This is a genomic window from Exiguobacterium sp. A1_3_1, assembly GCF_048985645.1.
In the GTDB taxonomy this organism is placed as follows: Bacteria; Bacillota; Bacilli; order Exiguobacteriales; family Exiguobacteriaceae; genus Exiguobacterium_A; species Exiguobacterium_A indicum.
Genome location: NZ_WBYY01000086.1, coordinates 1 through 12,656, shown reverse-complemented (window position 1 = coordinate 12,656; position 12,656 = coordinate 1). Strand labels below are relative to the sequence as shown.

The following is a 12,656-nucleotide window of genomic DNA, read 5'->3' as shown; positions in this document are numbered from 1 at the left end:
GTGTTTTATGTGCTACTGCTGCGATGGCATCTGGTACTTCAACAGCAAGTATCCGTCCTGGTAAATCTACGGCAACTGGTTCTACTGTTACCGCTTCAGGAACAACTGGATCACTTAAAGTATCAAGTGCAGGTCCTACATTCTATGTCCAAGGTTACGCTAAGCGTGAAATCGACTTCTGGCCGGATTCTACCGCTGCATCTCGGACTGCCAACCCGTCACAAACAGTGACATCAGGATTCTCTGCTACTAAGTCTCACCAATATTATTCACAAGCGAACACTCAAAGTGGTGCTACTAGCATCTATGGTGAAGCAGTGACTAAAGTTAACTGATTTAACAAACATCGATTTCTTTTTGAAATCGGTGTTTCTATGCGTTTAAAGAGGTGAAAAAAGTGAAGAAAATTATAATAAAAGATTTACTGAAGTTTTACGGATTACAGATGGCCAAGAGTTACTTTTACGTATTCTCATTACTTTTGTTTCCTTTTAGTATTGGAATGAAGATCATCGCCGACATCCGGGAGGAGTATGTGTACATGGATTATGCAAGCCTCTTGAATGGGTTTGTTATTCCTGTACAAGGAATGATGTTACTAGTCGCCGTCTATATGTATCGACTTGTTTCAGAAGAAGTTCAGTATCGACAAAGCATACTCTTCCCGGATATCGTTAACATACAATATCAGCGAATTTTTTCAATCCTCCTCAATCATGTCATTTTTATGGGGACAACTCTCTTGATAGGTCTGTTAGGTTTGTTCCTCTACTATCAGAATCAAGAAATTCCATGGTCTACATTTCAACTTGATGTCGTAAAGCATGCCTTGATTTTTTACTTCTTACCGCTCATTCTAGCTGCATTATGGGGGATCAACTGTGCACTGATGTTTGGAAAGAGAAAGACCGGCATGTTGGCACTCTTTCTCGTATGGGTATTGATTGGTCCATTAAATACCGAGTTCTTCTCTGACTATTTCTACAAAGGTGGATTCGAAGGAATACGTAGTCTATTGTTTATTGGTCCTATTCAACCGGGACATGTCCATGCACAACTCAGTGGATTTCTCGGAAATGAAGCTCTTTTTATAAAAAACCTCCTTCATATTTTACTGCAATGCGTCTTTTTATTCCTTTTAGTTGGACAATGGAACTTAAGAGCTTCTAAACGAACTTTGACAGTAGTTTTCTCCATACTTGGATTAGGGGTCCTTGTCTTTGTATCTCCCCTAGCACTTGCAAACAATCAATTGAGTTTTGATCGTAGTTTTGATTCTGATTTATCAAAGCACTACAAACCTCCGTATACATTTGTTCCTGAACAGGATGCTCTTGACTATAAGATTCAAAAGATGAACTTGAACATGGTACAAGAAACCAACGCATTAAGAGTAGAAGCTGATATGTTAATGAAAGTTTCTCAGAAACAATCTATCAGTCTTTCTTTGTGGCATGAATACGACGTAAACGCTGTAATAGTAAACAACAGGAAAGTTAAATTTAAGCGTCAAGGCGACTTTATCTCTTTTCCGATTTCGTCAGATAGTTCTACAACGAACGTTACAGTTCGTTATGACATTAAAAACAGTCCATATTTTGCTCTTACAAAAGATATATGGTACTTGCCCGCTACGTTAAACTGGTATCCTGTTCGGCAGTCTCAGCCGATCAATCGTTTAGGTGTTGAAACGTTAGATCTTGTCGGAGATCGACAAAGAATGACTGACGTTAAAATCTCGGGAGACATTCCGAAAGACATCATAACGAACTTAAAAAGACAGGGAGAGCGATCTTTAGTAGGTCGTGTAGCTGGTGTAACGATGATGCAAGGGAATATTAAAGTTTATGAGTATGAAGAACATGAAATCGTTACAGATGTTTCGTGGTCGATGCCACAAACTTACTGGCAATCGGTCCAAAAAACATTAGAACAAACTAACGCTGTAGTGCAGCGAACATTTGATAAACAAACGGTAGTACCTAAAAAAATTATCCTTGTTTCTCCAAACGAAGAACGAAACAGTTATCTTGATGATGCGCATCTCTTGTTGCAGATTGGAACGACACTCCGTTTGGATCAAAGCTTAAGTGAAGTAGTGGCAACTTATGTGCCAGGAATTCTTTGGTCAAATAGTTCAAGTGAAGTGAAGGTACAACCCAAATGGAAAGTATTCAACGCTGCCTTCTCTTATTGGATTCAAACAGAATTAAAACTAGAGCCAATAGAGGTGGATCCATTTTTCCTCCAACAATCTAACTTAGATATGAAGGAAGTAGAGCGTTGGATTAAAGAATTTATGGACTATGACCATAAGCAACAATTAATATTGTTGAAAAAATGGTACTCAGAATTAAACGAGACGGAAAAATAGAGTGCAAAGGAGTATGGAGTCATGATCCAGTTACAACATCTCTCAAAATCCTATCGAAAAAAACAAATTTTACACCATGTTTCGCTTGAAATCGAAGGGATTTTTGGTCTATTAGGTCCAAACGGAGCAGGGAAAACGACTTTGATGAAAGTACTATGTGGACTGACTTCCGTTTCTGGAGGACAAATTAGTATCGACGGAAAGTCCGTTGTGAAGAGAAAATATGCGGATGTTTCGAGAGAAGTCGGATTTTTACCACAAGACTTTAATATCTATCCTAGTCTCAAAGTGGAAGATGTACTTCTTCATCTTGCTTTATTACAAGGTATTACTACAGAATCAGAGCGTCAAGAAAAAGTAGACGAAGCCCTTCACCGCGTGAATCTCCAAGATAAGAGAGACATGCGAATGAATGATTTATCTGGTGGAATGCGTCGGCGTGTGGGTATCGCACAGCTTTTATTACGCAAGCCTAAAATCCTTGTGTTTGATGAACCAACAGCTGGACTAGATATCGAAGAACGAATTCGTTTCAGAAACTTACTACGTGAATTAGGCGAAGATCACACTATCATCATTTCTTCGCATATTGTCGAAGACATTGAGTTTTTGTGTACTAAAATCGGAATTCTACAAAATGGAATCGTTCGATTTGAAGGAACACCGTTAGAACTGAAGAATTTAGCTAGAGGTCATCTTTCGAGCGTAAAGGTCTCCCTTGAGGAACTTGGTGGATGGATGCAGGACGAACGAGTCGTTGATCTTAATGAACACGGTGAGCAAATCGAGGTTCGCTATTTAGAAGAAGCCGCAGCCTCTTCGTCGGACATTGAACCCAAACTGATGGACGGTTACTTGATGGTAATGCGAGGTTCGAAATGAAAAGAAGCCTAGCGTTCAAAAGATTATTTTGGTTTGATTGGAGATTACATGGAGTCGCGATGCTTCTCCCTATAATTATGTTTATTGGTGTAGAGTCATATATTTTGTTTAATCCGATGCTTTACGGCATTCAAGTTATCCAGACGGCATTTATTCCTTGGATTGCTTGGACGGTCATCTTACATTTTCAGCCAATTTTCGAAGAAGGTGCATACGATACATTAGTTCCCTACTACCGTAAGTGGCTTGTAATGGATATTCTTCGCTTTCTATTACTCTATTTTGTTGGTTATTTAGTTTTAACCGGGACACTATTGTTCAATGATGTCGATATACCAACAATCGTTTTTCTACACCATATAGAGTTGATACTGCTCTTTCTATTTTTCGGTATGACACTTATACTTTGGACAAAACGGTTTGAATATGCACTCTCCCTTCTACTTATGTACACCTTGCTCGAGGTCGTCACAAAAGGACAGTTCATGCCCTGGCCACACGTGTTTCAATTCGAAACAAATTATTTTGATCCTCTTTATCATGTAAAGGTGCAATTTGTTGGCATTTTAGTAATTTTATTTAGCTTTATGTCGATAGCAAAGATTAGTAAGCGTAACTAAATGCTCAGTTCTAATATGATTCAGGATAAGATTTCAAATTGGCATGGTGAGCTTCTCCTCTTTTCAATTACCTCTAAGTCAAACAGCCTTGATTCATTGAATTCAAGGCTGTTTTCATGTTCTTTTATTTTTCAAGCTCCTCTAGCTCCGTCCGCGAACGTGGAAAACCATTCGCTTGCCACTCAGCTCGATAGATCGAATCGAGCTTCGTCAATCCGACCTCATCCGGGTCCTTCGCAGCATCGGGACTCGGATCCTGATCGAGATGCGCTAAATAGTCACGTAGCGCATCGGTCTGTGTGACCTGTTCCCGCTTCCTGAACAAAAGTAGACTCGCACCGGCAATGACACCTGCTCCGAATAAATACCGTTTTTTCAAGCCCATACGGTTTCCTTCTTTCTTCCCTTAAACCAACCCACCACCGTCACGCAGTCGTGGATGCGCAATACGTTTGACCTTTCCCTCTTCGACCGTCAGGACATGATCGGGCTGTCGCTCGAAGTAACCGGTATCGAGTACACCCGACCAGCTCTTCACTTCTTTTGCAAATACTCGGACGTCCGAGATGGCTGATAATTCCACGTCAAGAATCACGTGACCTCCATCTGTAACGAAGGGACGATCGTCTTTCACGCGTAGCGTTGCTGAGACATGCTTATCACGCAACCGTTGTCGTACATACGGTAACGCAAACGGATCCAGTTCAACCGGTAACGGTCCGCTTAAATGATGGACGAACTTTGAGGAATCGGTCAGATAGAGCAATTCTCGACTCATCAGTGCGACGATTTTCTCGCGAAATAGTGCACCGCCACCACCTTTGATCGTTTGAAATCGTCCGTCAATCTGATCGATCCCATCGATCGTCACATCGATTTCCATTCCCTCTTCCAAGTCGATCAACGGAATGTGTAACCGTTCCGCAAGTCGGACCGTCGCAAGTGACGTCGCCACGCCTTGAATTTGTAGTCCCGCCTGCACAAGTGGACCAAGCGCCTCGATGAACCGTTCCGTCGTCGAACCCGTCCCAAGACCCACTATCATCCCATCTTTCACGTAAGTTAGTGCTGCCTCAGCGACTAATTGTTTCTCCTGTTCATACATCCGCATCCCTCCCTACATTTCTGTTCCCGTTTCGATTCGTCTTCAATCGACGGAGAGAGAGGATTCCGTTAACGTCAGGTACTGCTCAATTGCCTGGACGAGCGGTTGCTGAGCTTCCATCCAAAACGCGACGGATGTCGGATCAGCGTCGAGATGACGTTTAACGATCTCATCGATCGTCGCTTGACCGGAATCATGCATGACGGCTTCAAAGACTGTCGAAAATTGACTCGGATCCGCTTGAACCGTCTGATACAGACTATTGCTGAGCAGATAACCGATCGTGTAGGGAATGTTGTAGAACGCAAGATTCGGATTGAATAAGTGACTGATGTACATCCATTTATAGCGCGCCGGTTCAGGCAATACCGGACCATAGGCTAACCGTTCTTCCTCTTGCAGGAGTTCACTTAACCGTTCGGCACTGACCGTCCCTTGCTGACGTTCCGCATAAAACCGTTGCTCGAACCGGAACATGCCGGGAACGATGCTGGCATATTTTAACCCTTCTCGGATCTTGACCTCTAGGAGAGCGAGCACTTCCTCCCGTTCCGTCGTCTCTTTGATGGCAGCATCGAGCACGAGATTCTCCATGAACGTCGAAGCCGTCTCCGCGATGCTCGTTCCTTTGACTTGATTTAAATACGGTTCGTCTTGCAGTAAATAATTATGATAGGCATGACCAAATTCATGAGCGAGCGTCGCGACGTCCGGATAACTGTCGCGGTACGTCATAAAGATCCGGCTCTCCTTGGCAATCGGAAAGGCAGCGCAGAATCCGCCCTCTGCTTTTCCAGGACGATTCTCTGCATCGACCCATCCCTCACTAAACACGTTTTCCGCGAAGGCGCCGAGCTGCGGATTCAATCGTTTGAATTGTGTCGTGACGATTGTTTCTGCCATCTCAAACGGAACGTGACGGGCGGAACGATAGGTGTTTGTCTCAAAATCATGCCATTCTCCCGTCACCCGCTCCGCCTGGGCAATCTTGCGAGCGTAATAGGCGTGAAAGAGGTCGCGGTGTTGATCAAGTGCTTCCATCATCGCTATTAGGCTCGCTTCCGAGATCCGGTTCTGCTCAAGCAACTCAGTCAATGGTTGCTCCCAGTTCCGCATCTTGTAGGATTGCAATCTGAAGCCGGCAATCCGGTTCAAGATTGTCGCAAACAGGTCAGCTTCTTGTGCACACGCGGTGTCAACCGCTGTCGCTGCCGCTAAACGAGCCGAACGGTCAGGTGCGAACATCGCTTCGTGTAGTCCTTGACCAATCGTGACCTGCTTATTATCCAAGTCAACGCGTAATGCCATGAAACGCTGTTTGTAAAGCTGTCCCCAGCCTTGGAACCCGTCCACACCGAGATCCTGCAATAAGTGTTCCTGAACCAGTGGTGCACGACGCGACTGGATGTCACGGCGTTCATTCAAGAAAAAGGCGTATGGTGAACCCGTGACGAACTCCTCCCACTCTTCTTGTGACAGTGCGGCGATCTTCGTATCGAATGCTGCTGCCTCACTGCGCACCATCGCTTGTACGATTTCAATCTCTTCGAGCAATGGATGGACTTCTGAGCGCGTGACATCTTCAGCGTACAGACAATAAATGAAGTCGCTCCATTCCTCGACGTCGCGCGCGACTTGCTGATAACGCTCGACCTGTTCTGCCACATTTGTCGGACGTTTCGTCAACGCGGCTCGTATCGTAGCAATTCCTGCTTTGACATCATCAATCGTGTAGAGTGTCTCTAATTGCCATCGTGTATGTTTCATGCTTTTCCTCCTATGCGTGATCTATTCGTTCTTTCATTCGTGAGGACACTCGACTTCTCCTGTATTTTCCATCAGACACAAAAAAACTCCTTCAGCCATTGACTGAAGGAGGACATCCTCATAAGACGAAGAAGTAGACACATAGGAAGTGCGCTAGGCTACCCAGTAGTACGAAGATATGGAAGATTTCATGGAATCCAAGATGTTTGAACGATAAGATCCGTGGCTTTAGCCCATAGATGATGCCACCAATCGTGTAGAAGATACCACCAAGGAACAATAATCCGATGCCGAGCGGTGATAAGACTTGCGCGAGTGGTGTGATCGCAAATACCATGATCCAGCCCATTCCGATGTAGAGCGTCGTTGATAACCAACGTGGACTGTTGAACCAAACCAATTTGAAGGTGATTCCAGAGACTGCAATCAACATGACGATGCTGAACAAGACCCAACCAGTCGGACCGTTCAGACTGACGAGACAAAACGGTGCGTAAGACCCGGCAATCAACAGATAAATCATCGAATGATCCAACCGACGCCAGATGGCGATCGCCCGGTCGCTCGCAAGCACCATATGGTAGGTCGCTGAGACGGCATAGAGCGCCATCATACTGACACCAAAAATAATCGCTGCAACGATCGCAAGTGATGCCCCCCGTTCTAACGATGCCTTAATGACAAGTGCCAGTAACCCGACAAAAGCAAAGACAGCCCCTCCAAGATGCGTTAATCCATTAATCGGTTCTCTCATATAAGCTTTCACTTTCGTTCCTCCCCTGATATGTAGTTTCGAATACTACATGGCGTTATATACGTATTCTATCATATGATGGAGAAGTAGAAAGTCCTATTTTAGCAATTTTGGAGGTTTTTTTATGACACATTCTGACGACACGAGACACGATCGTCAATTACGGCTCGAAGATATCCCGAATATCGATCTCTATATGGATCAAGTCATCCAACTGTTCGAGCGGACATTCGAGGAAACGACGCGAAGTGCAGACGAGACGATTTTGACGAAGACGATGATCAACAATTATGCCAAAAAGAAATTATTCTTTCCGGTCACGAATAAAAAATATACGAAGGAGCACTTGATTCTGATCAGCTTGATTTATCAATTGAAAAGTTCGTTTTCGATCAATGATATCAAGACGATTCTCGCGCCCTTGAACGAAGGGATCGAACAGGATCAACTCGATCTTGAAGGGTTTTATCGCAATTACCTCGAACTGACGGAACGAAATACAGCCCGCTTCGTAACGGAACAAGACGCTCTAACCGCCTCGACGACCGACCCACTGGAACAGATCTTAGCGATGGCTCATATGAGTAACTTGTACCGGCGCGCAGCAGAACAATTGATTGACACCCAACTGAAAAAATAAGATAACGCTTTCACTGCGTGATACACTAGAAGAAAAGGCAGAGGAGGAACAGTCATGGAGATCGCGACGACTTTCTTGCGACAGCTGGATCACATCGGACCAGAATTCAGAACCTATCAGGATGGTATTCTCATCGAACTGGCATTCGACCGGACGATCGGAACGGAGCAGGTTTCCGCAAGTGTGTTGCTTGAGACAGCAGATGACTTAAAAATACGCTTGCATACACAAACCACCCAGGCATTATTACTTGCTTCGAAGATTCATGCCTTTGACGCCCACACACCGAGTCGGATTGCTGAGATGATGTCGATTCATGGCTATTTTAAATCGCATCGCTTGTCGCATCCCTTGAATGCCTACTCTACTGCCCTGTTCATCAGCCGTCTTACTCCACAGGACGCGGTACTTGAACGAACGGTACAATTATACACACGCCTCAAAAAACAACATCGGTTCATCGTGTCACCGCTATTGATCTCTTTCGTCTATTTTCACGCTACGACACGCGGTGAGTTAGACGAACTCGCCTCGCGTATCGAAACGGTCTATCAACGACTCAAACGACGGTTCGGACGCGCTCAACAGACGTATGTCGTCGCCTTGATATTCGCTTTATTGCCTGAAGACGATTGGGATCGCTATATCGCACAAGTGGAGGCATCCCGTAAGATACATCGTAAACACCATGTTCCGCTGTCGTTCCACGGCATGCTTGCGTTACTCGGTGATCCAGACGTTCACGCTTCGTCACTCGAACGGATGGCAGAGGCGTTACGCTCCGATTTACATTTTAAATACCGGAAGGACTTAGTCTATTTGACAGCAATCCGATTGTATTTAAGTCAACAAACAATCCTGCAACAGCTCTTCCCATCTTCGATTCTCCCACCAGACGGCACCGATGCGATTCCGTTCTTACTCTTCCCTGTTGATTTGACCGACACGTCCCATGCGACAGACGGCGGGATCGACGGAGGATTTGATGGTGGTGGTGACGGCGGTGGGGGTGGCGAGTAATCTTTTACTCCATCAAAAAAAGGCAATCGATATCCAGCATTTCTGCCGGACATCGATTGCCTTTCATTTTAGTTATTCTTTATCTTGCTGGTCTTCATCAGAAGGCTGGACATCGCCATCTTCATCTGAAGCATGGGACAAATCGGGAGCCTCTTCACTTGAAGCTTCTTCACTTGATGTGTCTGCTTCTTGATCTGGATGCTTCGATTCTTTTTCATCCTTCGATTTTTCCGGTACCTCCGCGTGGTCCTGCGGATCACGCCCCGCAATCTCATCCTTCGTCATTCGGTTACCTGAAGTAATCGGATCCGTTTCTTTATCGTGTTGATCAGCCATTTGGCATCCCCCTTAAAATGTACTTGTTCTACCTTTTAAGGTATTCCCGACTGAAGAACGGTTAAACCTCAGCACGCCCTCGTATGATGTCCTCGACGAGTAGTTGATCGATGGGTTGAGGATGATGGACCTCGTATCCTTGCACATACAACAACTCATCTAACGTTTGAATGTGCTGCAGCTGTGACGGTGTTTCGACTTCCTGAATCACGAGCGCGATGTTCAACGTCGACGTCAAGGAATGGACAGAGCGAATCATCGAACGTTCCAGCTGATTTTGAACGAGTCGACGCGTAAAGATTGGATCGAGTTTGACCGCTTGAACAGGCAGGCGTAACAACGAATTGAGTGACGCGTAATGACTACCGAAATGATCGACGGTCAGACGATAGCCTGCTTGGCGTAACTGTTCCAAGCGTTTGATCGCAAAACGACGACGTGTTTGCAGTACTTCCTCACGAATTTCTAGAATGAGACGCTCATTCGGGAAGTAAGACTCTTCTGTTAATCGAATTAACTCGGAAAAGAGTTGATCCGACTCGAACTGATTTGCCGATAGATTGACAGCGACGGAAATCTTACGACCAAACGTTTCTTCTAGCCGTCTTTGGTCCAAGATGGCCTGACAGATCGTAAATCGACCGATGTCCGGAAAAATCTCCATCTTCTCAGCAATCGGAATGAAATCCGTCGGACTGACGAAGCCAAGCACTGGATGATTCCAGCGTAGAAGTGCTTCTACCGCGACATAATGTTCTTGTTTCGCATCGACGATCCATTGGTAATAAAGTTCGAACTGTCCCCGTTCCAGTGCATGCGACAGCTCTGATTCAAGGACCGATGCAAACGGGTGCTGCTCCGCATGTCGGTTCGGATTGACGAACGAGGTCCGACGTTTCCCGTCGTGTTTCACTTGTTGCATCAAGGCTTCCGCTGCATAAATCTGCGTCTGACGACTCGCCATGTCACCGGTCAGGAGACTGACCCCAGACGATGCCGTCACGTGAATCGGTTCGTCCGCAACACCAACGATCGGTTGTTCAATCGCTTCCGTGACGATGCGAGCGTACTTTTCTGCATGCTGTTCGAATTCCTGTTCCTGCTCAAGTGCCGCTAAGACGACGAATTCATTGCCATCCATTCGTCCGACGACATGATTCGGTAATGGAACATATTTCAGCCGATTTGCAATTTCGCGCAATACTTCGTTCCCGGATCGGTATCCATGCGTTGCATTGATCGCATGAAAACGATCGAGGTTCAAGACCATCAAGAAAGCTGGATGAATCGTCACACTCGAAATCAGTCGATTCATATAGCGTTCGTTATAGACATCTGTCAAAGCGTCTTTGATGACATACGTTTCGACATTGATTGATTTACTAATGATATCGGCATATCGTTCGACAAGTGCAATATCCTGCTCCTTGAAGTCGAATGGTTGATCGTCAAAGGCACATAACGTCCCGATTTTTTCGTTCTCCGCGTTTTTGATCGCCACCCCTAAAAAGCTACCGTTTCCAAGAGCTTTCGTGACCGGATGATTGACCGTCAATGGATCATTGAGCAATTCATTGATCGAGACCTTCCCGTCCGTCTCATCGACGACTAACTTACAGAGAACATGTTGGAAGACATGGGTCGAGCCTTCTTCAATCAATTGTCGTTCTTGATTGATTGCCTTGACGACGAAATTGCTATAGGAGTCGTTCAATGCAAAAAATAACGTATTGACGCCGATTCGTTCACTCAGTTTTTCAAGAATTTCCTCGACGAGCGGATGCAATGCTTCATAACGAATGTGTGAGTTATTCACCGTGTCTTCCTCCTTTCTCAGTTGATTGTCGGTCATGCGTCGAGCGGGAGTTGAATGATGAAGGTACTACCCTCTCCTTCCGTCGATTGAACGGAAATCGCTCCTCCATGATCGAGCACGATCATCCGGCAAATCGCGAGCCCTAAGCCGGTTCCACCGATTTTGCGCGTATCCGAGTTATCTGCGCGGTAAAACTTATCAAAGATGTAAGGGAGCGCTTTTTCTGGAATACCAAGCCCTTCGTCCGAAATTTCAATCCGTAATTGATCCGATTGATTTGACCCTTTGATCCGGATTGCCCCACCTTCAGGCGAATATTTAATCGCGTTCATGATCAAGTTCGTAAACAGTTGTTTCATCTTTTCGCTGCTTGCTGAAATCCTATAGGAGCCTGGATCGAACTGGACGCTGATGCGATGCGCGCGACTCGCAAGATCAAACATCGGTTTCATCTCGAACATCAGTTGTTTCACATCAAGCGGTTCTTTTTGCGTGCCGTGCGTCGAATCTTCCCCTTTTTGAATTTCCAGGATATCATTGATCAATTCCGCCAATCGAACGGTTTCGGAATGAATCGTCTGCAAATACCGCTTTTGGCGCTTCGGATCGACTTCTCGTTTCATCAATAATTCCGTGAAGCCCATGATGGAAGAGAGCGGTGTCCGCAACTCGTGCGACACGATCGAGACGAATTCTGCCTGCTTGAGATCAAGTTCCTTATCTTTCGTCACGTCACGTAAGACGAGCATCATACCCCACTCGACGTTTGCGATCGTAATCCGCTCGGCGTAAGCACTGAGGAGCAAGTTCCCTCGAAACGCTGATAGTTCGATCGTTTCTCCCGGAATGTCCCCATTCATCAGTTGACCGATGTAGTCATGGAGTGCGTCTGGCTGATCGACATGTTCAAACAGCGACGTCGCCCGTTCGTAGGCGTGGCGGAATCCTTGCGCCTGATTGACGAGCTTCGGTGGAAACATGTTCAACAAGGCTTGGTTCGCATAGATCTGTTCCCCACTACTCTCGATGTATAGGACAGCTTCCCGAATCGAGTCGAGGAGCTGATACGTCTTGATTTTTTCATGCTCCATCTGATGGAACAGGAGATGGCGCTCAAGCGTCATTCCGAGTTTTCGTGATAGATCAAGTAAGTCCCCGACTTGCTCTAGATTGAACTGAGGAAAAGCATGACGAATATAAAGTAACCCGACGACTTGTCCATTACTTGGAGATTGGACGGGGATCGCCGATTCGAACTGATCGCCAATCGGTAATTGAACCGATTTACGCATGACGAACGCCCGACGTAAGACTGAATATTGATCGAGATCTTTTTCAATCA

General features: G+C 45.5%; 13 protein-coding genes. 6 read left to right on the top strand and 7 right to left on the bottom strand.

Features of this window, described 5'->3' with window-relative positions:
* The 4 genes from F8N00_RS10400 to F8N00_RS10385 all read left to right on the top strand — a co-directional run.
* On the top strand, positions 1-335 hold a 335-nt coding region (locus F8N00_RS10400; RefSeq protein ID WP_421018178.1), incomplete at its 5' end, for a hypothetical protein.
* A 206-nt stretch (positions 336-541) separates the two neighbouring features.
* A complete protein-coding gene (locus F8N00_RS10395; RefSeq protein WP_336449251.1) occupies positions 542-2,374 on the top strand; it encodes a hypothetical protein in 1,833 nt (610 codons plus the stop codon).
* A 21-nt stretch (positions 2,375-2,395) separates the two neighbouring features.
* Positions 2,396-3,256 carry an ATP-binding cassette domain-containing protein gene (locus F8N00_RS10390; RefSeq protein WP_064300172.1) on the top strand — a complete coding sequence of 287 codons (861 nt, stop codon included), beginning with the start codon at positions 2,396-2,398 and terminating at the stop codon, positions 3,254-3,256.
* A complete protein-coding gene (locus tag F8N00_RS10385; protein WP_336449250.1) occupies positions 3,253-3,876 on the top strand; it encodes a hypothetical protein in 624 nt (207 codons plus the stop codon). Before F8N00_RS10390 ends, F8N00_RS10385 begins: the two co-directional genes overlap by 4 nt.
* Positions 3,877-4,000: 124 nt before the next feature.
* Here the strand turns inward: F8N00_RS10385 and F8N00_RS10380 are convergent, their stop codons facing one another.
* From F8N00_RS10380 to trhA, 4 genes are all read right to left on the bottom strand, one after another.
* A complete protein-coding gene (locus F8N00_RS10380; RefSeq protein ID WP_336449249.1) occupies positions 4,001-4,261 on the bottom strand; it encodes a hypothetical protein in 261 nt (86 codons plus the stop codon).
* Positions 4,262-4,282: 21 nt separating this feature from the next.
* Positions 4,283-4,981 (bottom strand): ribose-5-phosphate isomerase RpiA, encoded by a 699-nt coding sequence (gene rpiA, locus F8N00_RS10375; RefSeq protein WP_336449248.1) that lies wholly within the window; start codon positions 4,979-4,981, stop codon positions 4,283-4,285.
* A 42-nt stretch (positions 4,982-5,023) separates the two neighbouring features.
* Positions 5,024-6,748 carry a M3 family oligoendopeptidase gene (locus F8N00_RS10370; RefSeq protein WP_421018177.1) on the bottom strand — a complete coding sequence of 575 codons (1,725 nt, stop codon included), beginning with the start codon at positions 6,746-6,748 and terminating at the stop codon, positions 5,024-5,026.
* Between the two features lie 118 nt (positions 6,749-6,866).
* Positions 6,867-7,514 carry a PAQR family membrane homeostasis protein TrhA gene (gene trhA, locus F8N00_RS10365; protein WP_023467814.1) on the bottom strand — a complete coding sequence of 216 codons (648 nt, stop codon included), beginning with the start codon at positions 7,512-7,514 and terminating at the stop codon, positions 6,867-6,869.
* 112 nt (positions 7,515-7,626) lie between these two features.
* Between trhA and F8N00_RS10360 the strand changes: the two genes are divergently transcribed.
* Together F8N00_RS10360 and F8N00_RS10355 are read left to right on the top strand one after the other, a co-directional pair.
* Complete coding sequence (locus F8N00_RS10360; protein ID WP_214729548.1) at positions 7,627-8,142, top strand: DUF1836 domain-containing protein; 516 nt, start codon at positions 7,627-7,629, stop codon at positions 8,140-8,142.
* A gap of 54 nt (positions 8,143-8,196) precedes the next feature.
* The gene (locus F8N00_RS10355) at positions 8,197-9,162 is read left to right on the top strand and encodes a DUF4003 family protein (RefSeq protein WP_421018176.1); all 966 of its coding nucleotides are present in this window, start codon (positions 8,197-8,199) and stop codon (positions 9,160-9,162) included.
* Positions 9,163-9,234: 72 nt separating this feature from the next.
* Here F8N00_RS10355 and F8N00_RS10350 read toward each other — a convergent pair whose 3' ends face one another.
* The 3 genes from F8N00_RS10350 to F8N00_RS10340 form a co-directional block, all read right to left on the bottom strand.
* Positions 9,235-9,498: a hypothetical protein gene (locus tag F8N00_RS10350; protein ID WP_215148049.1), complete on the bottom strand. Its 264-nt coding sequence runs from the start codon at positions 9,496-9,498 to the stop codon at positions 9,235-9,237.
* A gap of 61 nt (positions 9,499-9,559) precedes the next feature.
* Positions 9,560-11,314 carry an EAL domain-containing protein gene (locus F8N00_RS10345; protein ID WP_421018175.1) on the bottom strand — a complete coding sequence of 585 codons (1,755 nt, stop codon included), beginning with the start codon at positions 11,312-11,314 and terminating at the stop codon, positions 9,560-9,562.
* A 32-nt stretch (positions 11,315-11,346) separates the two neighbouring features.
* The coding region (locus F8N00_RS10340) for a sensor histidine kinase (protein ID WP_421018174.1) at positions 11,347-12,656 on the bottom strand (1,310 nt) is incomplete at its 5' end.

Coding starts and splice junctions, on each gene's coding strand:
- F8N00_RS10395 (WP_336449251.1), top strand. CDS start 542: ATGGATTATGCAAGCCTCTTGAATGGGTTTGTTATTCCTGTACAAGGA.
- F8N00_RS10390 (WP_064300172.1), top strand. CDS start 2,396: ATGATCCAGTTACAACATCTCTCAAAATCCTATCGAAAAAAACAAATT.
- F8N00_RS10385 (WP_336449250.1), top strand. CDS start 3,253: ATGAAAAGAAGCCTAGCGTTCAAAAGATTATTTTGGTTTGATTGGAGA.
- F8N00_RS10380 (WP_336449249.1), bottom strand. CDS start 4,261: ATGGGCTTGAAAAAACGGTATTTATTCGGAGCAGGTGTCATTGCCGGT.
- rpiA (WP_336449248.1), bottom strand. CDS start 4,981: ATGTATGAACAGGAGAAACAATTAGTCGCTGAGGCAGCACTAACTTAC.
- F8N00_RS10370 (WP_421018177.1), bottom strand. CDS start 6,748: ATGAAACATACACGATGGCAATTAGAGACACTCTACACGATTGATGAT.
- F8N00_RS10360 (WP_214729548.1), top strand. CDS start 7,627: ATGACACATTCTGACGACACGAGACACGATCGTCAATTACGGCTCGAA.
- F8N00_RS10355 (WP_421018176.1), top strand. CDS start 8,197: ATGGAGATCGCGACGACTTTCTTGCGACAGCTGGATCACATCGGACCA.
- F8N00_RS10350 (WP_215148049.1), bottom strand. CDS start 9,498: ATGGCTGATCAACACGATAAAGAAACGGATCCGATTACTTCAGGTAAC.